This is a genomic window from Hahella chejuensis KCTC 2396, assembly GCF_000012985.1.
In the GTDB taxonomy this organism is placed as follows: Bacteria; Pseudomonadota; Gammaproteobacteria; order Pseudomonadales; family Oleiphilaceae; genus Hahella; species Hahella chejuensis.
On sequence record NC_007645.1, the window covers coordinates 5,795,344 to 5,821,116 of the forward strand.

At 51.8% G+C, this 25,773-nt stretch carries 31 protein-coding genes; 17 read left to right on the forward strand and 14 right to left on the reverse strand.

Features of this window, described 5'->3' with window-relative positions:
• Positions 1-228: 228 nt before the first annotated feature.
• From HCH_RS25455 to HCH_RS25475, 5 genes are all read left to right on the forward strand, one after another.
• Positions 229-741 (forward strand): DUF3489 domain-containing protein, encoded by a 513-nt coding sequence (locus HCH_RS25455; RefSeq protein ID WP_011399389.1) that lies wholly within the window; start codon positions 229-231, stop codon positions 739-741.
• A gap of 76 nt (positions 742-817) precedes the next feature.
• Entirely contained in the window at positions 818-1,093 is a 276-nt protein-coding gene (locus tag HCH_RS25460; RefSeq protein WP_011399390.1) for a hypothetical protein, read from the forward strand.
• Positions 1,094-1,152: 59 nt separating this feature from the next.
• Positions 1,153-1,434 (forward strand): hypothetical protein, encoded by a 282-nt coding sequence (locus tag HCH_RS25465; protein ID WP_011399391.1) that lies wholly within the window; start codon positions 1,153-1,155, stop codon positions 1,432-1,434.
• A gap of 162 nt (positions 1,435-1,596) precedes the next feature.
• The gene (locus HCH_RS25470; protein ID WP_420794880.1) at positions 1,597-1,947 is read left to right on the forward strand and encodes a hypothetical protein; all 351 of its coding nucleotides are present in this window, start codon (positions 1,597-1,599) and stop codon (positions 1,945-1,947) included.
• A gap of 95 nt (positions 1,948-2,042) precedes the next feature.
• A complete protein-coding gene (locus HCH_RS25475; RefSeq protein WP_011399394.1) occupies positions 2,043-2,399 on the forward strand; it encodes a hypothetical protein in 357 nt (118 codons plus the stop codon).
• Positions 2,400-2,402: 3 nt separating this feature from the next.
• On the opposite strand, the gene HCH_RS32745 is transcribed toward HCH_RS25475, so the two are convergent.
• From HCH_RS32745 to HCH_RS25535, 12 genes are all read right to left on the reverse strand, one after another.
• On the reverse strand, positions 2,403-3,080 hold the full coding sequence (locus HCH_RS32745; RefSeq protein ID WP_011399395.1) for a hypothetical protein: 678 nt from the start codon (positions 3,078-3,080) through the stop codon (positions 2,403-2,405).
• Between the two features lie 54 nt (positions 3,081-3,134).
• Positions 3,135-4,352: a site-specific DNA-methyltransferase gene (locus tag HCH_RS25485; RefSeq protein ID WP_011399396.1), complete on the reverse strand. Its 1,218-nt coding sequence runs from the start codon at positions 4,350-4,352 to the stop codon at positions 3,135-3,137.
• 416 nt (positions 4,353-4,768) lie between these two features.
• Positions 4,769-5,164, reverse strand: a complete 396-nt coding sequence (locus HCH_RS25490; RefSeq protein WP_011399397.1) for a DUF6362 family protein — start codon at positions 5,162-5,164, stop codon at positions 4,769-4,771.
• Positions 5,157-5,369 carry a hypothetical protein gene (locus HCH_RS25495; protein WP_011399398.1) on the reverse strand — a complete coding sequence of 71 codons (213 nt, stop codon included), beginning with the start codon at positions 5,367-5,369 and terminating at the stop codon, positions 5,157-5,159. Before HCH_RS25495 ends, HCH_RS25490 begins: the two co-directional genes overlap by 8 nt.
• Complete coding sequence (locus tag HCH_RS25500; RefSeq protein WP_011399399.1) at positions 5,356-5,835, reverse strand: crossover junction endodeoxyribonuclease RuvC; 480 nt, start codon at positions 5,833-5,835, stop codon at positions 5,356-5,358. The genes HCH_RS25495 and HCH_RS25500 overlap by 14 nt, the downstream gene beginning before the upstream one ends.
• Before the next feature lie 116 nt (positions 5,836-5,951).
• Positions 5,952-8,282 carry a phage/plasmid primase, P4 family gene (locus HCH_RS25505; RefSeq protein WP_202945273.1) on the reverse strand — a complete coding sequence of 777 codons (2,331 nt, stop codon included), beginning with the start codon at positions 8,280-8,282 and terminating at the stop codon, positions 5,952-5,954.
• A complete protein-coding gene (locus HCH_RS25510) occupies positions 8,225-8,971 on the reverse strand; it encodes a PD-(D/E)XK nuclease family protein (protein WP_011399401.1) in 747 nt (248 codons plus the stop codon). Before HCH_RS25510 ends, HCH_RS25505 begins: the two co-directional genes overlap by 58 nt.
• Complete coding sequence (locus HCH_RS25515) at positions 8,968-9,426, reverse strand: DUF6511 domain-containing protein (RefSeq protein WP_011399402.1); 459 nt, start codon at positions 9,424-9,426, stop codon at positions 8,968-8,970. Before HCH_RS25515 ends, HCH_RS25510 begins: the two co-directional genes overlap by 4 nt.
• Positions 9,427-9,501: 75 nt before the next feature.
• A complete protein-coding gene (locus HCH_RS25520) occupies positions 9,502-10,113 on the reverse strand; it encodes a hypothetical protein (protein WP_011399403.1) in 612 nt (203 codons plus the stop codon).
• Positions 10,110-10,985: an ATP-binding protein gene (locus HCH_RS25525; protein WP_011399404.1), complete on the reverse strand. Its 876-nt coding sequence runs from the start codon at positions 10,983-10,985 to the stop codon at positions 10,110-10,112. The genes HCH_RS25520 and HCH_RS25525 overlap by 4 nt, the downstream gene beginning before the upstream one ends.
• Entirely contained in the window at positions 10,982-11,452 is a 471-nt protein-coding gene (locus tag HCH_RS25530; RefSeq protein WP_011399405.1) for a hypothetical protein, read from the reverse strand. The genes HCH_RS25525 and HCH_RS25530 overlap by 4 nt, the downstream gene beginning before the upstream one ends.
• The gene (locus HCH_RS25535; protein ID WP_011399406.1) at positions 11,449-11,661 is read right to left on the reverse strand and encodes a helix-turn-helix transcriptional regulator; all 213 of its coding nucleotides are present in this window, start codon (positions 11,659-11,661) and stop codon (positions 11,449-11,451) included. The genes HCH_RS25530 and HCH_RS25535 overlap by 4 nt, the downstream gene beginning before the upstream one ends.
• A 415-nt stretch (positions 11,662-12,076) precedes the next feature.
• Here HCH_RS25535 and HCH_RS25540 point away from each other — a divergent pair, with 415 nt between their 5' ends.
• On the forward strand, positions 12,077-12,778 hold the full coding sequence (locus HCH_RS25540) for a hypothetical protein (protein ID WP_011399407.1): 702 nt from the start codon (positions 12,077-12,079) through the stop codon (positions 12,776-12,778).
• An 85-nt stretch (positions 12,779-12,863) separates the two neighbouring features.
• Here the strand turns inward: HCH_RS25540 and HCH_RS25545 are convergent, their stop codons facing one another.
• Both HCH_RS25545 and HCH_RS25550 read right to left on the reverse strand, forming a co-directional pair.
• On the reverse strand, positions 12,864-13,814 hold the full coding sequence (locus HCH_RS25545; RefSeq protein ID WP_011399408.1) for a hypothetical protein: 951 nt from the start codon (positions 13,812-13,814) through the stop codon (positions 12,864-12,866).
• On the reverse strand, positions 13,811-14,245 hold the full coding sequence (locus tag HCH_RS25550; RefSeq protein ID WP_148212664.1) for a hypothetical protein: 435 nt from the start codon (positions 14,243-14,245) through the stop codon (positions 13,811-13,813). The genes HCH_RS25545 and HCH_RS25550 overlap by 4 nt, the downstream gene beginning before the upstream one ends.
• Before the next feature lie 264 nt (positions 14,246-14,509).
• Between HCH_RS25550 and HCH_RS25555 the strand changes: the two genes are divergently transcribed.
• From HCH_RS25555 to HCH_RS25605, 11 genes are all read left to right on the forward strand, one after another.
• On the forward strand, positions 14,510-14,845 hold the full coding sequence (locus tag HCH_RS25555) for a helix-turn-helix domain-containing protein (protein WP_011399410.1): 336 nt from the start codon (positions 14,510-14,512) through the stop codon (positions 14,843-14,845).
• 370 nt (positions 14,846-15,215) lie between these two features.
• Positions 15,216-17,237 carry an AbfB domain-containing protein gene (locus tag HCH_RS25560; RefSeq protein ID WP_011399411.1) on the forward strand — a complete coding sequence of 674 codons (2,022 nt, stop codon included), beginning with the start codon at positions 15,216-15,218 and terminating at the stop codon, positions 17,235-17,237.
• Between the two features lie 841 nt (positions 17,238-18,078).
• On the forward strand, positions 18,079-18,570 hold the full coding sequence (locus HCH_RS25565) for a DUF2924 domain-containing protein (RefSeq protein WP_011399412.1): 492 nt from the start codon (positions 18,079-18,081) through the stop codon (positions 18,568-18,570).
• The gene (locus HCH_RS25570; RefSeq protein ID WP_011399413.1) at positions 18,567-19,922 is read left to right on the forward strand and encodes a recombinase family protein; all 1,356 of its coding nucleotides are present in this window, start codon (positions 18,567-18,569) and stop codon (positions 19,920-19,922) included. The genes HCH_RS25565 and HCH_RS25570 overlap by 4 nt, the downstream gene beginning before the upstream one ends.
• A complete protein-coding gene (locus HCH_RS25575; RefSeq protein ID WP_011399414.1) occupies positions 19,919-20,401 on the forward strand; it encodes a hypothetical protein in 483 nt (160 codons plus the stop codon). The genes HCH_RS25570 and HCH_RS25575 overlap by 4 nt, the downstream gene beginning before the upstream one ends.
• Before the next feature lie 125 nt (positions 20,402-20,526).
• Positions 20,527-21,078 carry a RadC family protein gene (gene radC, locus HCH_RS25580; protein WP_011399416.1) on the forward strand — a complete coding sequence of 184 codons (552 nt, stop codon included), beginning with the start codon at positions 20,527-20,529 and terminating at the stop codon, positions 21,076-21,078.
• Positions 21,079-21,706: 628 nt separating this feature from the next.
• Positions 21,707-22,219, forward strand: a complete 513-nt coding sequence (locus HCH_RS25585) for a DUF6484 domain-containing protein (RefSeq protein ID WP_011399417.1) — start codon at positions 21,707-21,709, stop codon at positions 22,217-22,219.
• Positions 22,220-22,285: 66 nt separating this feature from the next.
• Positions 22,286-23,275, forward strand: a complete 990-nt coding sequence (locus HCH_RS25590) for a DUF2169 family type VI secretion system accessory protein (protein ID WP_238384931.1) — start codon at positions 22,286-22,288, stop codon at positions 23,273-23,275.
• A 46-nt stretch (positions 23,276-23,321) separates the two neighbouring features.
• Entirely contained in the window at positions 23,322-24,359 is a 1,038-nt protein-coding gene (locus tag HCH_RS25595) for a 3-oxoacyl-ACP synthase (RefSeq protein WP_011399419.1), read from the forward strand.
• Positions 24,360-24,386: 27 nt separating this feature from the next.
• On the forward strand, positions 24,387-25,169 hold the full coding sequence (locus HCH_RS25600; RefSeq protein ID WP_011399420.1) for an AHH domain-containing protein: 783 nt from the start codon (positions 24,387-24,389) through the stop codon (positions 25,167-25,169).
• Between the two features lie 13 nt (positions 25,170-25,182).
• On the forward strand, positions 25,183-25,767 hold the full coding sequence (locus tag HCH_RS25605) for an imm11 family protein (RefSeq protein WP_011399421.1): 585 nt from the start codon (positions 25,183-25,185) through the stop codon (positions 25,765-25,767).
• Positions 25,768-25,773 lie beyond the last annotated feature (6 nt).

Genomic DNA, 25,773 nt, shown 5'->3' on the forward strand with positions numbered 1-25,773 from the left:
ACTCACATATCCGTATGCCAAAACGGAGCTTTCACAAGGCCAGTCACTTACCCCCTCTCATTCGACTAATAGCTCTCGCTACGGGGGCCTTATTAGCAGCATAAACGCGAATATGCATTCCCATGAGCTGTATCAATCACTTCAAAAAAATAACGCTAAATCCACTTGGCTTCCTGCTCGAATGAAGCGTTCATGTCGGCGTCTTAACCAACCCGCCAAGGAGCTTTTATGAAATCTACATTGTCACCCACACAACACGCTGTTTTGTCCCACGCCATCGATCACCGCGAGGGTCGCGTGGACTGGTTTCCAGACCACATCAAAGGCGGCGCGCGCAAGAAAGTGCTGACCAGCCTGATGAGGCTTGAATTGATCCACGCTGAGGGAGAGGCATGGCGAATCAATGACGCCGCCTACGAGGCGCTGGGACGCGGCAAGCCAATTCCTGCAGAGCCCGAGCCTGAGTCCCTCGACACGGAACGGGACGTGGCCCAAACAGCGCCACAGCGCCAGCCACCTCGCCTGCGCGCCAACAGCAAGCAAGCCCTTGTCATCCAGATGCTGGAGCGCCCGGAAGGAGCCACCATCGACCAACTCAGCCATGCCACAGGATGGCAAAAACACACGGTGCGCGGAACGCTCTCTGGGGCGCTGAAAAAGAAGCTGGGACTCAACGTGATCTCAGAGAAATCCGCAGATGGCGAGCGCATTTACCGCATCGCCAAAACCGACCAGCCCTAACGCTCTAAATCACTTGCTAAGCCGGCGCTATGAAGCGTTCATAGCGCCACACGAACCACCCAAAAGGAGCGACAAAATGGGAACCTGGAGCCAACCCAACACCGAAGAAAAAGCCGCCAAACTGGAACGCCTGATGGCCAAGCCGCTGCTGAAGAAAGACGCCAGCGACAAGCTTTACCACCTCACCGGTGACGACGACCTTTTTGACTTTTTTGAAGAGTTTGAGGAGGACGCCGATGTCCGCCTCCTGGTGCGCTTTCACCTTGAGCGGGCGCTGGACAACCTGCACCTCTCCTACGTGACCTGGGACGAGGCGGCCATCGCCATCTGCAAGCGCATCATCGAAGCCTGACCCTAGCAACTACCCGGCGGCGCGACGCAGCCGCCTCACCACAAAAAGGAGAAGCCCTAATGGAAACCATCCACCAACCACACACCGAAGAAAAAGCTCTTGCTCTGACGCGCCTGATGTCGGAACCGCTCCCCAAGCGCGAGGCGATCACCAAGCTGCATGGGTTGCTGATAGATGAGCGTCTTGCCCGCTACCTGGGCAAACTTGAGGAAGACGAAGACGCCCGGTTATTGATTCGGTTTCATCTCCTCGGCCTGCTATCGGACGCTAGCCGCCTTATCGCCCCCTGGGAGGACATCGCCTTAAAGTTGTGTTGGCGGCTGATTGATCGGCCCTCCTGAACGCTTACAGCCGGCCTCGTCGCCGGCTTTTTTTGTTCGCCGCCCCTGACGCAAAAAACCTCGGTTATCCCTCCAGATTCAACTTGGATTTCCGCTCATATGAAGCGTTACTAGGGGCGTCAAGATTAACGACGCAACACAAGGAGAAAGACAGTGAAAACCATGACCCTCACCATCACCCGAACCCCTCGCACTCTGATCGTTGATGGCGCCAGCATTGAGGTGGAAGAGCTGGGCGTCCGTCTGCCCCTCGCCCGGAAGCCGGTCGACCTGAACGAGGTCGGCGGTTACGGACAACACAGGATCTACGTTACCGAAACCCGGGAAATGACGACGATTGAGTTTGACGTGTTCACCAACCACCTCAGCGCACGTCGGGATTGGCTGCGCGGCAAAGGGGGAAGCGTTCACGGCGGTGAGCTTTGCATCGAAGTCACCGCCCCGGGCCGCCCCTACCTCTACATCAACCCCGATCATGGAGACTACCCTCGCTACGTCGCCAGACTTGGGTAGCGATTTATCCAAAGGGAAGCCGAGGATTAACTTGGCTTCCCGCTCATATGAAGCGTTACTAGGGACGCAACAAACTGACCCAAAGGAAATCAAAGATGGAACGCTCAACACCCATACCCACCACCCAAAACGTCGCTTGGGGCTTCTTCGGAACGATGAATGAGGAGGCCAATGTCGCTTGGCCTCTAGCCATGACAGCCATTTCGAACGCGACGGGGCAACCGCTTGAATCCATCCGAAACTTTTTGGATAGCCGCTACGGAAGACGCTTTGCGGATGAGGTTCAAGGTAAGCAATTGTCCGGGCTAACCCTTGCGGCCGCTATTGAGGCAACCACCCAAAGCTGGATGAAACGCACCATCGGACGAATCACCAGCGTACAGCGCGGCATCCCTTACGGACTGCCTGAACTGGTTGGGTATGTGGTTTATTGCGAGCCTGCTGAGGCTTAAGCGTCAACCGCCACCCAGCTTCGAGCATGGGTGGCCATTATCGGTTGGATCGAAACCTTTACCATTTGGATTCGCTCCAATCTCATCCACATTCGCCCCCAGCGCAGACAGCCAGTCACGAAGTTTGACGCAGGCTTCTTCCGGCTCTCCATGAATTCCCATACTCCAGCGTGATAGCCAAATTTTAAATCTGTCTAAATCGGTATCGCGTCGATTCTTATGCACGATATTACCTTGGTGTGGCGGCGACAGATGAGTCAGGTCGGTTGAGATAAGCTGGCTATTGGCGCCGAAATACCAGAATTTATTGCTGACCAGCACCGTAAGGCTACGAATATATTCCTCATAATTAGGGCCGATGTGAGCAGGACTTACTTTGTGCTCCAGTTGCCTCTTCCTGTCGAGGATGTGGATATTCTCTGAGGATGTGGCGGGTTTAGGGATAGAGTCAGCAAATCTCTTGTCTTTCAAGTAATCAACTAGAGATAGTGTTTCCCTGACTTGCATGGCGTACACGACGTGATTTGGCGTTTTGCTCTGAAAGCCAATCATCCAGTCATCTATTTCTACCGGCTCTCTGATGTGGGACATGCAGACAGGCATGACGCAAAAACCCTCATAGAGACTTGGTGCGCTCTCACAGTCGTAGCGAACCACATAGCGAAAGATATTCGGTTTCATGACTTCCCCCTCCTGAAAGTCTTGAACGAGATAGTCCAATTAAAGCACATTATCTCAGCCGTCTAACTTGAGATTCTCGCCATACTTAGATCCATCACTTTCACGGATAGCGCTTTCTCCCGTCCACTCCTGCCAGCGGCGCACGATCACATCCACGTATTTGGGATCAAGCTCGATCAGACGCGCGACGCGTCCTGACTTTTCCGCTGCGATCAAGGTGGTGCCTGAACCGCCGAAAGGATCAAGCACCCTATCTCCCGGCCGGCTGGAATTGCGGATGGCGCGCTCCACCAGTTCCACGGGCTTCATGGTGGGATGCAGATCGTTTTTCGCCGGCTTTTTAATTTGCCATACGTCGCCTTGATCGCGATCGCCACACCAGTGTCGGCGCGCGCCTTCCGGCCAGCCGTACAGTATCGGCTCGTATTGGCGCTGATAGTCTGAACGTCCCAGCGTGAAGGTGTTCTTGGCCCAGATGATGAAAGTCGACCACTTGCCTCCCGCTTCCCGAAACGCCGCCTGCAGGGTGTCCAGCTCGCTGGAGGACATGGCGATGTATATCGCGCCCCGACAATGTGCAAGGGTTGGGCTCAACGCCGCCAACAAGAAGTCGTAAAAACCGTCGCCGAGATTGTCGTTTAAGATCGCGCGATTCTTACCGCGCAGCTTGTCTTTGGCGCTGTTCGCGTAATTCACGTTATAGGGAGGATCGGTAAATACCATATCCGCCAGCTTCCCATCGCTGAATAATGCGGCGTACGCATCCGGTAAGGTTGCGTCGCCACAGAGGACGCGATGTTCGCCACACAACCAGACGTCGCCGGATTGGGAGATTACGGCCTCTTCCTCTTCGGGAACCGAGTCGTCGTCAGTTTGCCCCTCTACCTCGGTTTCCTCCGCCTCCAACAACGCTGCCAGATCGTCGGCGTCGAAGCCGGTCAGATCCAGGTCGAAACCATCTTCCTGCAACGCCTCCAACTCAACGCGCAACAATTGCTCGTCCCAGCCCGCCTTCAAGGCCAGCTGATTGTCCGCGAGGATATAGGCGCGTTTCTGCGTCGGCGACAAATGCGCGAGCTCAATGACCGGGACCTCAAGCAGTCCCAATTTTCTCGCCGCCAGCAAGCGCCCGTGGCCGGCGACCACGCCGTTCTCTCCGTCGACCAGGATGGGGTTGGTCCAGCCAAACTCCGCAATACTGGCGGCGATCTGCGCCACCTGTTCCTCGGAGTGCGTACGCGCGTTTCGGCAATACGGGATGAGCGTTTCCACTGACCGGTATTGAACAACCAATGGCGGATAGCTTGGGGCGCCAACCGCGAACAAAGAATTCAGATTCAGGGCCTCAAAAAAGAAACCCGCCGGTGAATCGCTTCACGGGCGGGTAAAGGGAAGTACGTTGGAATCGGGCCTGCGAACCGCAAACCCTGCAAACCTCGTTTTTAGCGCTGACGCTAAACAAACGCGGCGCTCACGCCCCCCGCTTCAATTCATGGCCAGGAAGGACCCATCGGGAGCCCAAAAGGCGCCCAGATAGGCCAAATAATCGCCTGACGGCTGCCATAGCGGGGAGGTGCGCTCGTGTCACGAGGTAACGCAAATATTACCAAAAAAGCCGGCGGATGTTACGCCCCCAATTGGCGTCCAACCCGCACCAATACTACGTTTTCCGCAGGAGTTGTTTATAACTAATTAAAACTAATCCTTTCCTCGGGATCGTTAAGTCGAACCGCCACAGTAGACAAGGCCGCCTTCCAGCGACGCCACCCTGTGGTGCGGTCCATACCGAAGTGCGCACAGACTTCTTTCCAGGGACAGCCATCCGCCCGCATCCACACCAGGTGACGTTGATCCTCGGTCAACCATTTCACCCAACGGAAGGTCTCAAGCATGCGATCAATCGCGGCCGGATCGGGCGGCAATCGCTTCACCACAGGCTCCGCGCCCATGTTCTCCCAGGGCTTGCGTAGAATGGCTGGCCAGCTGTTAGCGTATCCCTGTACCCGGACAGGGGGCAGCCGTTGCGCTGTGATTGCCGCGTCGGTGAAACGGTCAGCCACATGCTCTAAAGTCCAATCACTCATGCTTAGGTTCCCCTGCGCCGTAGAGGCGCTCTCCAATCCGACACAACAGCTCGCTCTCTATCCAGTTCAACCGGTCATCGTCAGGTGAAATCACCAGGATACGTTGACTGCGCCACCCCTCGCGTTTGATTTTCTCGGGATCGGGTCCTTGATCAGGCTGATATTTTCCCAAGGGGCTGCGGTAAATGGGCTTAGGCGTTTTCATATTCCGTCTCCTGTGTGTCCTGCACCCACAGCATGATCGCCAGGGCATCCGCCTCGTTATCATCCGAGGGATTGAATCCCCGTTTCCGTACAGCCGCTATCACATCCTCCTTGCTGGCGTTGCCTTTGCCGCTGACGTGACGCTTGATGGTCCCCACAGGCACGCCTTGGTATGGGATCTCATGATGCTCGCACCACGCCGTTAGCGTCGCCAGAAAGCCGCCATAGGCATGCGCGGAATCGGTGGAGACATGCCGGCGAACCTCTTCGAAATACAGCGCGTCAATGCCGTCCAGATTCGCTTTCAGCTCGGTCAGCCAACGTTTGAATCTCAAAAAGCGCATACCGCCGCCTTCAAAGCGCTGGGGTTTAAAGTTCATCACGCCACTGACGATGGCGCGATCCTTTCCTTTCGCCGCCCATCCGGTGCGTGTTCCCAGATCCAGCGCCAATACTGATAAGGTCATTTCCATCTCCGTTTGAGAGAGTGGTGACGGATAGTGACTGGCCTACCGAATAACACTATTACGCGTACGCGCGTATAGGGGTAAATCAGAACGATGGTCACCATCCGTCACCAGAGTTAGTCGTAATAGCTATATTGATAAGGTTTGGGGCGTAGCCTCAGGCCTTTAAAACCACGCGTTCCGCCATGCAAACGGCTTTGCATGAAATCCCGCGTTATGAGGGTTTCTGAGAAACGTTTGATGGAACCCACGTATTCGCCTGCGCGCTCGGCCCACTCACGCCAGTCTGCATAAAGCTCGGACGATGCGGTTTTCGCCTGCCCAATACGTTCGCAACGTTCTTCAATCCACTGTCCAAGGGCGTCCTCCGCCTCAAAATACTCCTCCGTCGCCGCCCGTACGCAATCTGGGGGCTTGAGCCCATCGCGCAGCCACTCCAGACATCCTTCCACTGCCCAAGCGAGAATGCCGCCGCGCTCGGCGAGTAGTTTGTCGGTCAGGCCGCCATCGCGCTTTTCCGGAGGTACGGTCACAGTGAATGGGATCAGATGTAACCGACGCTTCATCGCTTCGTCGACGTTGCGAATGGCAGGCTTGTGATTACCGGCGATCAGCAATTTGAACTGGGGGGCATACTCAAAGAAGTCCTGGCGCATGAAGCGCGCGGAAATCTTGTCGCCACCGGTAATGGCTTTGACCTTGGACTCGTTCCAACGCCGGCCTTGCTCGGTTTCAATGGCCGACACGAATCGTGCTCCGCGCAGGCCCGCCAGATCCGTTGGGTGCCGATCGCCGCGCGCCTCCATGAAGGTGTCCATGGGCGCATTGGCGGCGTAGTCGCCCAGGATGGCGCCGACCACGTTCACGAACACGCTCTTGCCGTTGGCCCCTGTGCCGTAGAGGAAAAACAACGCATGCGCGCTGGTGGCTCCACTCAGGCAATAGCCGACCACTCTTTGCAAATACTCCTGCAGCTCAGCATCCTGTCCGGTGACGTCCGCCAGAAAGGTGCGCCAAGTCGGGCAATCGCCTTTGGGTGTCGCGGAAGTTGACTTGGTCATGCGGTCCTCGCGTCTGTGGGCCCGGATCTGACCCGTTCTCAGCTCGACCACACCACCGGGCGTATTCAACGCCCAGATATCCGCATCCCACTCCTCAGGGGTGGAGGCATGTGCGGGATCAGAACGCGCGATCTTTTCCACTGCGGCGATTGTCGCAGCGCTTGCGAGTCGGCCCTTACGTTTGTCGCTGTCCGCTTTTTGAGACGCGGCGCGACAAACACCGCGCACAAGATGCTGAACAAACAGCATTTGGTCTGAGTTCCAGCGCATGCCTGACCACACCAACCATTTGCCCCAGAGAGAGCAATACCGCCAGTCCTCGCCATAGCGACGCGTGAAGGCCATGGCCAGGCCGTCCTCGGTGGCCCAGTCGACGTCACTCAGGAGTGTTTCTGAATCCTCCTCGTCGCAGCTGGGTTCTATGGGCATGCGGGGGCCAGCTGAAATAAACCCGACGGCATCAAAGCCTTCCTCCAGAGCGTCCGCTGAATCCCAGCCCTCGGGTTTGTCCTCCGATGGCGTCAGAATGGCGACCGATAGTCCTCCCGCCCGCAGAATCGCCTGAGAGGCCTGGTCGGCGTAGGCCCAACCCGGCGCATCCCGATCAGGCCAGATGATCACATGCTTGCCAGTCAGCGGACGCCAGTCGGTTTTGTCCACTGGCGCTTTGGCTCCATTCATCGCCGTGGTGGCGCAGATACCTGCATCGATCAGCGCCTGGGCGCATTTCTCGCCTTCCACCAACACCACCTGTTCCGACTGCGCGATACCGGGTTGGTTGTACAGGGGACGTGGCTCAGGCGGCGTCATCTTGCGACGCTTGGCGTCCCACGGCCGAAACTCCTTCCTTCGCCCAGGAGGATCGTAGCGATACACCACCCCCAGGAGTTTTCCATTCGCGTCCAGATAATCCCACTTGGCTGTCGCCGGACCGAGATCATCCATCGGCGGCGACTTGCTTCGCTTGCGTGTGGGCTGGGTGCGAGAACGCCCCAACAACTCGACGGCCAGATCAAGAACCCTGGAAAAGTCCACGCATGCGTCAACGTGGTAATACCCGGCAATCATGGCGTAGATATCGCCGCCGACGCCTTCCGCCCGATCAGTCCAAAGACCCGCTTTTTCGCCTTCAAGGACCACTTCCAAACTTTCGCCAGGACTGCCCAATACGTCACCAATCAAGAACAGATTGCGGCGACGTTTGCCCGCCGGATACAGCGTTGTCAGCACCGACTCCAGATTGGCGATCAGTTCGGCGCGAATCGCCTCACGCTCGGCATGGAGATCGCGGTTTTCCAAAGGGGGAGCAACGCGCTCGTTGAAGTCGATCATCCTGTCGCCTCCCCACTGGTCCAGCACCGGTTGCGCCATGCGCACATCCGACATTCCCAGTGCTCTTCGTCCAAGAACGAGCGAGGCAGCAACTCTCCCGCATCGGTCGCCAGGATGATCTTCACCGCGCGATCGGACATACGCTGCGCGAGTTCGCCGTTATAAGGGACAAGCTCGGCGTAGATGTCCATGGTGTCGGCGTTCAGGGCGGTAAACAGCGCAGGCGCCTCATGCAGCCCCAGATAGGCTTGGTAGATCGCCACCTGAGCCGCATAGACCGGCTTTGATTTGGCCAGACGATGCTTTTCAAGATCACGCCATGACTTGGCGCCAAGGCATTTGTGCTCCCACAACGCGGGGTAAACGAATCCCTCCGGCCCACTTACGATAACGCCATCGACATGCCCCTGAAGGCGTTCGTCCACAGCGGAAAATCCAAACTGTTCGCCTACCTCATTGCGGGTGAGAACCGTGAAGCCGGCTTTTTCCAGCCAGTTCAGCATGCAGTCCTCCATGACATGACCACGCTCAAAGATCCGCAGAATACGGCCCTGCGTTTCGCGCCCCGGATCGACCGGCGCCTGGGCGTATTCAAACTGCAGCGCCCGTTCGCAGGCTACGCCCAACCGTGAGGCGCCCAGGTAGGTCCTTGGCGATTGCTCATCCCTTACTTTGCGCAGCCCGATATCGACCAACGCCGAAATCCGTCCGGAGAAACTTTCGGTTGAGTTGAAATCCATCATGCAGATTTCTCCCAAGGCAGTTCTCCCTCCAAATCGGAAAACAGATGCGCCTTTGGCTCTGACCTCACGCCAGACGAACGAACCGGAGCACAGCGTGCGGACTCGTGGTATTGAGTCATCGCCGCCACGTACCCGCTTATAATCGCCTCGACAACCGTCATCGCCTCCGCCTCAGAGTAAGCGCCTAACGGCTTGTCAAAACCGATGGCGGTCGCCGCGTCGCCGAAGGGTTTCAGACACCCTCGTAAAGCGGCTTGCTCAATGTCGGTGGTATTTAGCATGACTTCCTCCTTCGCCCCTCTCAGCCAATCCGCATACAGCGCGTGAAAGGCTTTCTGACATCGCGCCGAGCAGAACCGCCAGTCGGTGGGATAACGCTTGGATTCGCCCGGTCGATGCCGTGTGTTCAAGTGACCAAACCCTTTGGCCTGGCGAGCGCAGACTCGGCATTTCATAAGATGTGTTTTCCTTAGCCGCCCTAGTGACGGCGGCTGTTTGACATACTTCGAACAACATGAGAAATAACGCTCCTACTGAGCCCAGGCGGGCTTGCCCGCCGCAACAGCCGGTTGCATGGTTGCAGGCGCCGCAGGCGCGCCGCCGCCATTTGGAGGCGTCCTATATGGAGCTGCTCCCGCCACCCAGGCGGCGTATTCTGGATGGTCCGGCTCCACCGCGTTCTTGATCACATTGCGATCTCCGCCTTTGGCGTCTTTTTCAACGTCCACCCGGGCCAGAAACTCCAGCCCATTGAGCTCCACGAAACCATGAATGCGACGCGCGGCGGCCGCCTGGGGCGAGTTATCGTTAGGGTTGACTCGTCTGGCGCTGTTGAGCGCGGCGCGGATAAAACTCCGTCCCATTTGCGCCCAGGTCGGTCCTTTCGGCGAGTACAGACCGATATTGCTCCACAGTTTTCGCTTGGCGTACTCGCCGCCAGTGACGATGAACTCCGCCGCCAGGTAGACCGCTCCGGTGTCGTTTGAGTAGGTGGCGTAACCGCCGTCCCAGCCTTGGTTGGGATCGTCATAGCCACCGGGTTGCAGCGACATGCGTACGGGCACGACCGTTCCCCGGGGAATCACATCGAATGCGGACTGTTGTGGATCGGCATCGTTAAAGTCGTTCCATGCCTGATTCATAGAGCTTGCTCCTTGGTTTCATTGAGGTGATCGACAGCGGGCGGCTGCGTGTATTCCAGACGCTCCAGAGCCGGTTTCGCGGGCCCTGCGACCTTTTCCATAAGCCGCCCCAGGTGCGGTTCCTCCACCGCCTCCAGGCGGCCTGAACGATCCTTGGCGGGGTATCCCCAGGGATTAAGGGTGTGACAGACGAACGCGCGATAGCCCGCGCCGTCATCCGACTTCAGTTCGGCCAAGGTGACGACCTCGTCGACAATGCCCGGCAGTTCCAGTCCTGTTTTTGAGCCGTCGATCTGCAGGGAAAATATGCGGCGGTTGTAATCATCGAGACGTTCATCAAGGATGCCGACGAACCAGACATTTTTGTCCCGTGTGTGCTGCAGATGGGTGAGCCAGGCGATCATCTCCTGGCCCATCAATCCGTATGCGCCGCGTGCGTCAGGCTTGCCAGTTCTCTCCGAATGCGCCTGCGGCTGCCCCTTGCACCACTGCATACACAGACGGCCCGCCACGGTAATCGAGTCGACAAACAAGGTGTCGTATTTGTCCAAAATGGACGGGTCGCCAAAACGCTCGCATACCGCCTGAAAGTGAGCTTGGCTGAACGGCTGATCCTCGCGGAGCGCGGGATTGGGTCCACCAATGAACACAGCGAAGTCTCGGCACTCCGGCCACGTGCGTGGACGGATGGAGTCGCCTTTCCATCCCTCAACCGCGAGATCGCCGGCCTCCAGATCGAAAAACAACGTGCGCTGGGCGTCGAGCGTCCACAGTTGAGACGTCTTGCCGATGCCGCTTTTGCCAATCAACACGCCTTTGACGCCGCGCTTTTCAGCTAACCTTTGATCGGCGGTGATGATGGGAAGACTCATGAGCGCGCCTCCCTGAGAGACAAACGAATCGACGGCTTGCCTGGTTTACGAATGCGCGCCTGCTCGAAAGAGCGTCTCAAACTCTGCGGCCAGGCGTTATACTTGTCCTCGCTGACGCAGTAAGTGATATCCAGAAAGTCAGCGGGATCGCAACCCGCCTCAGCAATGCGTCGCGCAATCTTCGTCAGGGCGTCCTGACGCCATTCCACACGCTCGGATACGCTGGCGTGAACATCCACTGCGCCGTCCTCAAAACTCACGGAATCAGCTTCTTTCCACCGGCGTAACGCCTTAGCGCGCCGGCCGTATTTGGCCTCCAACGCATAATCCAGGTGGGACACCAACACTTTGGCGGCGGCGAGCATGATTGACGCTTCCGTTCTTAGACGGTAGAGCGTTTCGCCGGAATACTCCGCCAGTTCTTTGGCGGGCGTCCCGATCAGTTCCTCCATGGCATATCGGCTCATGCGGCGTCTCCCTTCTCAAACCGTTCGGAAGTGCTCTTACGCAGGCTCTCCGTTTCGAAGGCCTCCACGTCTTCAATGCGGTAAAGCACGCGCCCATGCAGCTTGAGATAGACAGGACCGCTGCCGATAGTGCGCCAACGCTCCAGACAGGCTTCAGATACGCCCCAGCGATGAGCCAACTCACGTTGACTGAAGTGTTTTATTTCCACGATTAGCTCCTTTGGGTTATTGCGGAATCGTGGATCTATCTTGCAAAACAGGTAGTGGGAAAATTGGGAGGGTTACACAGAGGAAAGGCAGTGGGATTTTCAATATCTGGTTGAGTTATGACTGTGTGCTTTGCAAGACGATTGTAGGCAGGTAAATCAAAGTCTAGCTTCCACCGTACAAAGGAAAACCAGCATTTAGATACGGCAAGCACACCGAAGCGAGTCTCATGCGACAACCGGTGTTAAGCCCATATGCTTCAAACTGCCCCAAAACACAATAAAAACCCACAAGTCCCACCTCAAACACAAGTCGGCCATGAAATGTGAAAGAAATTAGCAAATCAAAAAACTCGCCAAGGGTTAGATCTCACTTTTTCGCTTCTTGAGTACAGCAAACAAAAGGAGATTATTGATCATGCCAATCCAAGCTAATAACTTTGTTTTTCAAGGGGCCAATGACATACCGCAATTGCCTCAATTGAATAATCGGCAAGCTATGAGGAGATTCCAGGCTAGCACGCAAACGATAGTAAACAACGGCATATATGTGCCCCAGCAAGGTTATGTCATCGTCAGTAGAACTGACAGAGCCATCGCGGCTAACAGAAGGTATCTATATACGAACAGTGTTAATCCATGTGTTGCTGTATATATTTTGGTCAAATACAATGGGGACAATGATCTTGTGGCTCTTGCACACTTTGATTCGGATGCAATTGACGTACAAAACTGCTTGGTAGGAAGAGTCTTTCCTGCGCTTGTAGAGAAGATGCATATCATGCTTAAACGCCGCTTTGCGGCAGTGGGCAACACATACGTTCAGACTTTGTTTGGGATAAACCCAAATAATACGAGTCGACAAATTAGGGACAGCATCAGAAATACTTGCCAGCAAAACAATTACGTTATTTCTCCAAATCCTGTATTTAACGGTCCTAACAATGGGTTGCGCGCTTTTCAGTCGACGGCTATGGCTTGTGACTTGAGAAATGGTACCCACCGCATAATGAGTGAGAACGCAATCAATATACAGGATGACGTAGAAGAGCAAAGAAATCAGGCATATGCCCAGCAAGGAATACTAATTGCAGGTAGGCTAACAACTTCATTAGCTTAAGGAACGAAAGTCCCCTGTGGTAATACTTCTACAGGGGACATTTAACGCTAAATGTGTGCAGATAAATACGAGATTAGTAAGCCTATCAATACCCATCAAGGAAATAATATCCACCCCCTTCTTTTTTAATGAGACTATTCCAAAGTGGATGTATTACCCATTTCCCATCGATTTTATTCCGCATTATTCTGTGCAGCTCTTCATTAGTCTCCGCTTCTGCACGAAGCAAATCTTTGTGTGCACGTCCTCCTTCTCGATACAAGGCTTCCATCACTGCCGATTGCTTCTTGGTGAGCGTATACCACTGTCCATTCCAGCGAACGCGCCGAAAGTCAGTAGAAAATCGAAGTCCGATACCGCCTTCATTTTCAGACGCTTCAGAATAGCCTTGTAGAATTGACAGGACGGAGAGCTCGTCCAGCACACAGTAACCGCCAGTTCGGCTCAGAAGCCTATCAAGAGAAACTAACGCTATATCTTGCGGCATATCTATGCCCGTAGGAAGTTTGCTTGAGGTGCTTACCACAATCGCTGGCGCTCTGGCCGACTCTTTCCTAAGTTCCTTCATGACAGACAACAAGCGCTCTGTCGTATCCAGGCTCCGCACAAAATACAGGTTCACGCGATATCCGCGAATCCGAGTCGCTCCCAAGTGCCACAGCCAGTCGTCCAATAGAGGCGTGACCCTATAATGAGCGCCAATCGTGAAGAAGCCCTGCAGCCAGAGAAGCAACCTATCCACATCAACTGTATACCGATGTATCTCCTCGGCCGGAACGCTGACCCAGCCGGCGCTGGAAGAGAAGTAGCGATGCCGCCTCGTCTCCGAGCACCAAGTCAAATCAGCAAATCCCTGATGCCCATGAGTTAAATAGCCCAAGCAACCTGTTGGCGTTAAGAAAAGCCGATTCACAAGCTCGTAGGCGACGCCAGGGAACTCTTCAAACAGCAAACTGCCAGCGATAGTCGGCGCCGGACTATTTAGTAATCGCAGAATGAGCGTCAATGCTTCCAGAGTAATTGAGTCAGTTGTCATCCGTGAATATCGTTCAATAGCCCCCAACGTTTTAGATATTTCTCACCAACAAGCTTTTCTTTGCTCGTGCGCGTAAGCAGGTCGCATCCATTGGGGAGCGTGATATTGATTGGCAGAGTATTACTTCGACTGCCTTGCTTGTCAGGGTGAAAGCGAATAATGATCTTCGCTTGTGTGGGAATAAACGCGCCAGATGCGAGAGGACAGTGGCCTCCGAAATATTCGCGCGAATATTCATGCAGACCAAGTACGCTTTGCGCGGGAGATTCCACCTGGATACGCCCGTATCCAGCAAGGTCCTTTAGTTTAAGCATGACCACGTTCACTGACTCAATACCATCTTCGGCATCCCAAGTCAGAGGCGCTCCCGTCATTAGCGGAGTTAAGTCATAGCGTTTTTGTGGCGGTAATTTATTTTCAATGGCAGGCATAAATACAGCAACCTTCACTGGTTAATGTTCAATAGAATCCGTTACCGTTTATACGGAATGGGTGATCTATCATCTGCTCAGGCAATTGTTTTTTGTTATTGGCACCCAGCCCTCCTTGGGGGTGTTGGACGGAATCGTTCGGTAGGCTGAACGGATTATTCCTAATGGGCTATTTTCTGTCAAGAACAAGAAGATGCGCGTGTAGTTGGCATAGTGATATGATTTATAAATAAAAAAGTAATAAATATAACAAAGGAACGTCTTGTGCCATCAACGCTAGGCCGCAAACTTCGTAAGTTGCGTGAACAACAAAAACTCAGTCTTGAACAGCTGGCAATGCTGTCCGGTTCCAGTAAAAGTTATCTGTGGAATCTGGAGAATTTCGAATCAAGTAACCCTTCAGTGGAGAAGATAGACAAGATCGCCACAGCGCTTAAAGTCACCTCGGAATTTTTACTGAATGGCTCCGCCACTACGCCAGATCAGGGCGTTATTGATGAGGCCTTCTTCCGCAAATACAAATCCCTGCCGGAAGCGGACAAGAAAAGGCTTCGCCAGATCGTCGATGTGTGGACGGAGGAGCACACTAGGCAAGTATAGTCTTGAGTAGGCTGTGGGCCTTCCAAGATTAAGTGTCACAGAACCCGCTTACGGGTGTCATTTCTAGCACCCTCATTTTTCGGTCGGCAATGATTGCTGGGACTTCCCCCCCTACAAATCAACTTTTTCGAGTGTCTGAATTCGGACTGCTTAGCATATCTAGCTGGTTAATACCCAATCAATTTATAGGGCGTAACTCTAAATCTCCTTCGCCTGTATCCTACATCTATAGGATATTTAAAGTATAGCTAACCGTGTGAAAATCAACGAACTGTTGATGGATTGTATGTTAGGCAATGGAGGTTTTAATTTATATCAGTAGAACTAGGTTTTAATAATTTAATAAATTATAATTTTCTGAGATATAAATATGTCAAAATTATCGAAAGCTTTGATTGTTTCATGTTTGGGGCTAACGTTCTCACAAAGTCATGCGGCTAGTATTGGTGATTCTGTTCGACTAGTTGATGCTTATAGCGATGCGACTAATGCTGCTAATAAAAGAGTGCTACGTCATTCTGGCTCTTATATTTGGGATGTTAGTCTAAACCCTCGGCCAACAGATCTTGATATTAATGACTCGCAATTTTTTCTTAGGCAAGGGTTGGCTTCAGAAGAGTGTTATTCATTCGAGTCGGTGAACTATCCAGGATATTTTATTCGTCATGAAGGTTTTAGATTGAAAATATCTGAGGATGTCGAAATGTATCCTACTTCACGTGAGGATGCTACTTTTTGTTTTGATGATTATGGAAAGCTGGCTGCTTTCAATTACTCTGATTATAAATTTGGCTTCGAACAAGAAAATGGCCTTAATGCTTGGAAAATAACTAATGACCCCCAGTTGCAAAGAAGTATTAGGCTGGAAACTAGCGATATACTGCATACCCCATTCAGTAACGACGGTAGTGAAAATAATAAACAAGGATACAACTGGTACCTTGATAGACACTTTGTCAATTGCTCCAATAGTGATAATGGAGCCTTGCAAGGGTTTCAGCTAGAGCGCGATAATTCTGGAAAACAGATTAGGTATAGATTTAAATGTGATAGCTATAAAGAGGTTGTTAATAAAGAAATCAAGTCTACTGCAATAAATGATGACGGTGATGGGAACTCTATTTATCTGGATAGGCATAATGTAGATTGTGGTTACAACCCTGTTATATCCTTTAAATTGACTAGGGTTGGTAGTGATCATATAAAGTATGATTATATTTGTGGAGATAAGGAGTTGTTGTCTTCAAAACCAATATATGAGAGGCATACGTCTTATGGGGCGGACGGTGCTTCTGATAGCAACTTTGGTAGCTCTTTGTATCTTGATAGACATAATGTAGATTGCCCGGATGGAAATTTTATTTCAGCTTTTAAGTTGCATGTAAATGGCTCTCACGAATACAGATATAATTATACTTGCCGCCCCTTTATAGATAGCAAAAGTAGCGAGGTGAATTGGCAGCCATCAGCAGGGCGATCATCTAGTTCTTCTGCTAATCCAAGATTGTTTTTTCGGGTTATAGAGCGGACAAATGTAGAAATAACTTTAGAGTCTGATGATGTGGATACTTTCTTGTATCTTGTTGATGAAAGTGGGCGTGTAATTCGCTATAACAATGACTTCCATATTAATCCCGACGATGACAATACTAATTCTAGGATCGCTTTGACTCTCGATCCAGGTAGTTATGCTGCTGTATCTGCTACTAATGGTATAGCTTATGGTGATGGCATTATTAGTATAGAGTCTGCCTTTGGTACAGTTACCAATATATATGGCGGAAATGAAGTGAGGAATGCGTTGCATAAGGCTGAGACAATATTTGCAGGGGAATCAGATAATATCCGGGAAAATAAAGATGACTTGTTTGAGTTTATGACATGGAGGCGACCTGATATACAGCCTATTTCGTTTGATTTGCCATATGTTAAAAAGCATGTAGAAGTTAGCTCTTGCGTTAATGCTATAGGAGTTTCTGTAGTAAGGTTTGCATTGTTTGCTTCGTCTCTTGCAGGCCTACCTGCTAAGTTTTCTAATGATGAAATAAATGCAGTTGTCTATAAACTCTCTCAAAGCAGCCTTCCAGCTGGCTTGCAGGCAGCAATAATTAGATACCATAATCAAGTAGGCGCTTATGATAAAGCAAAGGCAGCTCTGAATGTGTTGAGCCAAATAAATAACGCATCATTAATCTATCCAATATTTCAGGCCTACAAAGGAAAGATGGTGTTTGGAGACTGGATAAAAGCCTTTGTGACACTTAGCCTCCAACTCACAGCTTGGATAGCTAGTGATGGAACGGCGTTCATTGCTGAAGCTGGGTTCGTAATAATGAGTGCTGATGCACTGGCTGAAAGTTCAGCTGATGTATACCACTATTGTAGATCATAAAATTAGCGCAGGCTAACAGCTATAAATATAGCTTATGTATGAAGAATAGTTAGATTAGCTGGAAAGGGAGTTCCAGCTTTAGCCTTCTCAGACTAACTTACCTAGTTTTAACTCCTACTCATTTAGAGTTCGCTCTCAAATACCTGCAGCTCCCTCGTAGTGAAAAAGACCAGCCCCGCAATCCAAGGCATAAGATTCCGCGCCTTACGTTGATTTTCCTCATTTAACTGTCCCAGGCTTCCAGCTAGGAAGCACCAGCTATCACTAATCAGAACGCGGCTCCGATGAACACAATGGTATAAAGCAGATATAGTGTGACTAGAACTCCCTAAGTCATGCAATCTCCCAGGAAAAATCGCGTCTAATAATGATTCTCAACCATGCTATGTTCGAACGAAGGGGTTAATCATTATTAAGAACAAGCTCTTGCTGCGGTGTGCCACTTCCCTCCGTTCACGCCACTTTAAGGGGGAGAAGCATTAAAATTTTCCGTCCTTCCCTAAGTCGCCTGAAACCCCTCACAACTGTTCGCAGCAGCTTGAAACTCCCTCATGGCCAGGCTGGTTGCTTGAGCCGATAATTGCCCCTCCATCAAGCAGTTTGACAGTCAGGACCGCCCAGCAATGCCATCAAGCCATTCCCCGTACAGCCCTTGCAAAGCCATTCCTCCCGAGCGTATGAGTGCAGAGCAGCGTAGACAGGAGGTCGCTCTTATCCTCGCTCACGGGCTTGTTCGCCTTCGCGAGAAGAATTATCAAAAAGAGAGCAAGGTGGGACTTGCCTTCCAGGGGCGACAGAGCGTTCATCCAACTCCGCTAAAAACTGAGAGCACGGAGGTTGAATGAGCCAAATAGAATTGATATCCACGCCTTCCATCGCAGCCCGAGTGGCTGCTTTGCCCACGCTGCCCATGCCCCAGCTCCGGGGGCTCTGGCGAAAGCTGTTCGAGACCGATGCCCCAACGCACGTGCGCACTTACTTAGAGCGCCGCATTGCCTATCGGTTGCAGGAGGAAGAGTTCCGCAAGACAAATCCAGAGCTACTAGAGAGCAACCAACGCCGCATCGCTGAGTTGGTGGAGGCCACTGACCCGGGCAAGCCTGTCCGCGAAAACCGGCCGCCCGCTGGCACGGTGCTGACACGTGAATATCACGAAGTTGAGCACCATGTGACGGTGCTTGCGGATGGGCAATATGACTATCAGGGCCGCCTGTATCCATCCTTGTCCATGATCGCTCGGGAAATCACGGGCACGCGTTGGTCTGGCCCAGCGTTTTTTGGGCTGAAGTCAGCCTCGAAACCCAAAGGCGCGCGCAAAGGAGGCAAACGATGAACGACGTAGTGAAACGTCGGCTGCGTTGCGCGGTCTACACGCGTAAATCCCATGAGGAGGGCCTTGACCAGGAGTACAACTCGATCGACGCCCAGCGCGAGGCTGGTCACGCCTATATTGCTAGCCAACGAGCGGAGGGGTGGATTCCCGTAGAGGATGATTATGACGATCCCGCCTATTCCGGCGGCAACATGGATCGCCCTGCGCTAACGCGACTGCTCAGGGATATTGAGGCGGGTAAAATCGATGTGGTTGTTCTGTACAAGCTTGATCGACTCACACGCAGCCTGACAGATTTTTCCCGGATGGTGGAAGTCTTTGATCGGCACAACGCCTCCTTTGTTTCCGTTACGCAGCAGTTTAATACGACCACGTCCATGGGACGACTGATGCTGAATATCTTACTCTCGTTCGCCCAATTTGAGCGTGAGGTAACGGGTGAACGTATTCGCGACAAAATTGCTGCAAGTAAGCGAAAAGGAATGTGGATGGGCGGTATTCCTCCGCTGGGTTATGACGTCAAAGACAGGCGTCTGGTCCCTAATGAGCGCGAAGCCAAGCTGGTCCATCATATCTTTCGACGATTTGCCGAACTGGGTTCCAGCACGACGCTGGTGAAAGAGTTGCGTTTGGATGGCGCCACTTCCAAGTCCTGGACCACGCAGGATGGCCGGTTTCGTAAAGGCAAACCCATTGACAAGAGCTTGATCTATAAGCTGCTGAACAATCGCACCTACTTGGGTGAGCTGCGCCACAAGGATCAGTGGCATCAAGCGGAGCACCCTCCCATTATCGACCAGGAGCTGTGGGAACAGGTCCAAGCGATTCTATCGAAAAACGGGCGGGGGCGCGCCGCCAGCACCCGCGCGAAGGTATCTTACCTGCTGAAAGGCATCGTGTTTGGTTATGACGGTCGGGCGCTGTCGCCCTGGCACACCACCAAGAAAAACGGCAAACGATATCGCTATTACATACCGCAACGGGACGCTAAAGAAGGAGCTGGCGCGTCCGGTTTGCCACGTCTTCCTGCGGCGGAGCTTGAGGCGGCGGTACTGGAGCAATTACGCGGCATTCTGCGCTCGCCTACGTTATTACGAGAGATGGCGCCAGTCGCCGCAGGGCTTGATCCTGAACTCGACGAGGCGAAGGTCACCGTCGCCATGTCGCGGTTGGACGAGATCTGGGACCAGTTGTTTCCGGTGGAGCAGACACGCATTGTCAGGCTGCTGGTGGAAAAAGTAGTGGTTTCGCCCAATGACCTGGAGGTGCGGCTGCGCATGAATGGCATTGAGCGAATGGCGCTGGAGTTACAGCCCGCCATCAATTCATCCCACGAAGGAGCCGCCGCATGAGTGGAACGCGTATCCAGAGTACAGGGAAGACCAGCCTGATCACGGATAGTCATGGCGCCGTGACGCTAACCACCCCGATCCGTTTCAAGCGGCGCAGTGGGCGCAAGCTGGTGACGCTTCCTGAGGAGAGGAAAGATCCAAGACCCTGGGATAAGGCGATCACGCCGCTGCAAGTGGCGCTCGCCAGGGCGCATCGATGGTCGGCGCTCTTAGCCTCAGGAGAAGCGGAAACGCTACGCGAAATCGCAGCCAAGAATGGCGTGGATAACAGCTATGTCAGCCGCATCCTCAATCTGACATTGTTACCGCCTGATATCGTGGCGGCCATTCTGGACGACGCATTGCCCAACCACATCACGCTGTTTGATCTGGCGGTTGATCCACCGCTGTTATGGAAAGAGCAGAGAGAAAGAGTTCAAACAAGTATGTCGAAGAATTGCTGTACGACAGGAGATCAAAGTGAGCGCTCACCTTTCTAATAACGCACTGATTCAGTTGCAATCCATCGATGATTGAGCGTTCATAGGCGACCTCTAATCGCCGGCGCTGAGTGTTGGTAGCACCCAACGCCGACTAACCAAAACCAACTTTCAAGGAGTTGATCATGGCTGACGTCGAGTCTACTACGGCCACGCTTCATTTGAACAGGCGCACCGGGGAATTCACCCTATCGGTGCCCTTGGATTCGGACATCGTTTTAAAGGCCGCCAAGCGTGCTCTGGCGCAACGATTTAAACGTCATTCCTGCAACATGGATGACCCAGGCAAAGTGAAAGAGTATCTGGTGATGCATCTGGCTCCAGAGCCACGCGAAACGTTCGTGGGACTTTTCCTGGATACTCAGAATCGATTGATCGCCTACGAAGTGCTATTCCGTGGCGCGATCGACGAGGCCCATATTTATCCTCGCGAAGTGGTGAAAGCGGCCTTACGCCATAACGCTGCAAAAGTCATCGTCGCCCACAACCATCCCTCCGGCGATCCCAAACCTAGCGTTAACGACCAGCTCATTACCTACCGTTTGCTACAGGCGCTTATGCTCGTTGAAATTCCGCTTATTGACCACTTCGTGGTGGGAGGGGACCAAGTTGTAAGTATGGCGGCGCAGGGTATTTTCGGGAAAAGGCCACGGAAGCTGCCAGAGCCAGCAATGTAAAAATCCTATGACGACGGGAATAGACAAGTCCCGTCGTTTCACTCGCTAACCTTTCCAATAGGCAAAAGTCACCAGCCCCGGGACTTCATCCTCTTTAGCTGATACTCCATTGACGATTGGCTCATTAGACGTGTGATCTCTTTTAAGCTCAATCCACGATATGCTTTATATTCTTTATGAGAGCTATTGCCACTTAGCAATGGCGTTTCAAAATCAGCCCTGCTTGCAGCGTTAGGTAAGTATCCAGAGAGGCTTTGTTGGGTCGCTTCTTGAGCGAATGTATGAAGGGACTTCTTACTACGCGAATCCATGTGAATCAACCATCCTTGAAATACAAGATAAAACAAGTGACAATGCTGCTTGATTGCTAAGCATGCTGTCAAGCTAGTAGTACCGGCTAGTTCTGGAGGTCTAATCGAATTAGACTATACCCCCATAATTGCTAAGCTAGTAAAATTTACTTGCATTGTAATTTATTGTAACAAAAATGAAGGCAGACTACACAATCATTGTGTGCAGGGAAATGGAGCAATGAGGCATATAGAAGCGCTCTGTTACGAGTACACTGCAAAGTAGTCCCTACAGAACTGGAAAGCATTTTTCAGTAATGCAAAGGAAGTCATCAGGCATGAACGCTCTAACCACATCTGAACCTGCTACTGCATCTGATAAACAAGGCACACAAACTAACGGCTTATTAATTGGCTGGGTTGTTTCAATCGACAGTCAGGGAATGCCTTTGGTTGCATGGAATGAAGAAACCAAACAGTCACCTCAGCCTGCGTTAGCAACCATTCCCGTGAGTGAGCAAGATAGAGGTCGCCAGATAGCCTTATCTTTCGCCCAAAATGCCAACAGCCAACCCATTATTATCGGCTTCCTGTTTAGTCAACTGGATAACGCCATTGCCTACACTCAAACGTCGTCACCAGAAATAGACATTACTTCTCCTTCCCCGGCAAAGGTTCGCGTTAACGACAAAACCCTGGATATCCAGGCTGACAAATCGATCACCATACGTTGCGGCAAAGCGAGGATCACGTTAACTGCTGACGGGAAAATACTGTTGCAAGGGGAGCAAGTATTAAGTCGAGCAAGAGGAGCTCACCGTATTCGCGGGGGAAGCATTCAGCTCAACTAATTCTCATTGTCGTGTATCAGGATAAGGCGGTTTAGGACCATGCTCCGACTATTCAATCAAACGCCCATGAAGGCTCAGTTGGATGTGGCCAGGGACGAGACAGGACGCGATGTAATTTTACTCGTGGCAAAAGCATCTTTTACTTTGGATGAGCATCCGCGCTTTCATGAGAAGCAGGCTCCCATCTTAGTTCAAAACGAGTTTTGGGATGAGCCCGAGACTTCTAGTCTTAAGTATCCAGCAGATAACCATCTGCCACAGCCGGGAATGAGTTGCATACTTGTCGGCTCAGCATGGTCGCCTCAGAATAAACCCACTACGCAACTGCAAGTATGCGTGGAGGTCGGCGAGATGCTGCAGCATTTAACAGTATTCGGAGATCGAGTTTGGACGGAAAGCGGCCCCAGCTCGCCAGCACATTTCGAAACTATGCCTTTAACCTACGAAAATGCATTCGGAGGTAGTCACCGCTTATCGCAAAATAGCGATCCAGGACAGAACTCTATCTTGTTTCATCTCGGTAATCCGTTAGGAAAAGGGTTTCGAGGTAAACGCACGGATAAGGAAATGATTGGGCAGCCTTTGCCAAATATTGAGGCTCCTGATTCGTTGATTAAAGCGTTAAAGGATATGCCAGAACCAGTTGGTGTCGCAGCTATATCACCAACCTGGGAGCCGAGAGTAAAACTCGCGGGAACTTATGATGAGAGCTGGAACCAAACTCGAGCTCCATTTCTACCCGAGGACTTTGACTCTCGTTTCTTCGTTTGTGGGCCACAATCGCTATATCGTCATGATCAGTTCTATCATGGCGGTGAAGCTATACATCTTAAGCATGTTCATCCAGAACGTCCCACTATCCACTCTAAGGTTCCCCATTGCGCAGTTACTGCAATGATTGAGTTTGCGGGCGCAAGGCATGTAGTTGAGCTGAGAAATGAGACCCTAATTCTTGAGCCTGAGCTTAACCGTCAACAAATAGTGATGCGCGGCGTTTTCCCCTGCGAACGAAAAGTGTTGTCGGTTAAGTCAGTAATATTGAGGCTAGGCAGGTAATCAAAGTGACCGTCCATATAGCATCATTGAAAGCGAAGCTTTTCTTATGAATAAAGTCGCAATACTTTCATCCGGTGTGGTGTCTTCACTTGCTTTGGATGTCCCGGTTATGTCGACGGCGGTACAAGCAGGAATTAGTACCCTAAAAACTTACGATTATATCGCCTCAACTGGTGAGCCATACCGGATGTCTATACTGCCAGACGAATGCTTACCTGAGCTACAAGATGGCGTAACTAACCAAACGAGCTATCGCTACCGGAGAATGCTGCAACTACTGGCTGTGGCATTAGAGCAACTCAAGATCAGTGAGAAAGTTACAAGTCCCACTCCATGTTTTATCAATCTGCCTGAGAAACTGAGCTTACGTAAAACGGTAGCGCCGCAGACACTTCAAGAGATAAACCGACTGACAGGCCTTTCCATCGACTGGTTACACAGTCGTGTTTATCACCAGGGCCGCGCAGGTGGATATTCAGCACTCGCGGACGCATATCGTTTAGTTAGTGAGGGTGTCGTTAAAACAGCACTCGTTGCTGGCGTAGATAGCTGCCGATGTTTAAAAACGCTAGGAACATGGGAAAGCGAAGGCCGCTTGCTACTATCCCATGTCGGGGATGGATTTTTACCTGGAGAGGGCGCCGGCTGCCTATTGCTAAGCGCCGCTGATGAAAACTCTAAGGTAATATTAGATCCGCCAGGCGTCAGCCAAGAAGAAGCACACTATTACAGTGACCAGGTTTGTCGGGGAGACGGTTTAACTGCTGCAATGCTTGCTGCCTGTGACCAATTAAACAGTCCTGTCCAGCAGATCATTTGTGGTCTCAATGGTGAGCATTCACCGACAAAAGAATGGGGCGTTGCAGTTAGTAGACTTGGAGACAAGCTCGATAACAACGCAAGCATCATGCACCCAGCAGACTGTTATGGCGACATTGGAGCTGCTACCGCGCCCGTCCTTGTGGCGCTTAGCGCCTACATGTTAGAGCAAGGCGATGTTGAAGGTCCTGTGTTGACATGGAGCGCTTCGGACTATGAAACCCGAGGAGCAGCTGCGCTCTCAATCCCAAAATCAGTTTCTTAACGTAGAAGCATGTAGAGGTAAAAGTCTATGGAACTTGGTGAGCCTATTACCGAACCGGAAATTGCATCCGAAAATCATGATGAGTCTTGCTACTTTTGTCGTCAACAGCCTGAACTTACTGAAGAAGTAAACGAGTTAACTGACGACATTGATGAAGACCAAGAGGCAATGGATGGCTCTTTGGGGGATTATAAATTTAAAAATGACGCTGGAAAGCTTGGGCGTGCCTTAGGCGGAAAGCCCAATGCACGCAAAGTGACCATTGGAGGCAAGACTTTTGACGCTGCTGTAGCTGCCCATCACCTGATACCAGGAAATGCTTCTCTCAAAGAGAGTGAAATCATGGCTTACTTACACATAGATGGAAAAGCTGCAGGCAATATAGGTTACAACGTAAATTCCATGCCGAATGGAGTCTGGTCACCCGGGAATTATGGGGTGCGCCCATGGGGAGGTGAAGGTAAAGCGTTTAAAGCCAAACACGGAATAGAACCGAAAGACTTTGCATTCGCCGCAATGGATGAGTGGCGCTGCCAATTCCACGATGCTCATGAAAAGTACAGTATTTTCGTTAGAGGAGTGCTTGATAAAATAGCTGATAAGTTACGCGATCAGGAAACTATCTGGTGTCCAGAGCAGAAGCATAAAGAGCAAGAGCAGACACAAATCTTCGCGTTAGTTAGTCGGTTAAACACAGTGTCGACAAGAATGAAGCGAATGCTTAGATTTCCGACCAGAAACTGGAAAGAGAACGTTTATACTTCCAGGTTTGTACGGATGTATATGATAGAAAAAGACCACAGAGACTAGAAGGAAAGCTTCAATGTATTACGTATTTGATAGAGATTGCCCTGGAAGATGGATTAAGGGTGCGCGCGGAGATATTCCTGGGGTCGACTGGTACTACTGGCGCAAGGGGGCGGTACTTCCTTCTCAGCCCCCTAATCCTCTTAAGTTTACTTTAAAACCATGCAGCCCAGATGTATGGGATCATTCGCCATACCTACCATCATTCCTGAATGCATCCGCCCCTATTTTTAGAGATGACCTAATTGAAGCGCTGGAAGAGTGTGGAGTCGATAATTTAGATACCTATGATGTTGAGATAACAGACCCAGACAATGGCGCAGTTTATTCCAACTATAAGGTTGTAAATATCATTGGCCTTATTGCTGCCGCCGATATGCAGAAATCAGACGCGACAATCCACGACTCAGGCAGTCCCCCTCTTTATGATGTGGATTTTGATAGCTTAGTCATCGATCCAGCAAAAGCTGGTGGGCACTACTTTTTCCGACTTGCTGAGTCAACTAACGCTCTTATCGTTCACGAAAAAGTTAAGCAGCACTTACTGGCTAAAGGCTTTACCGATATCACATTCTATGACCCTAGCAAGGTTGCGCTATAAAACGAT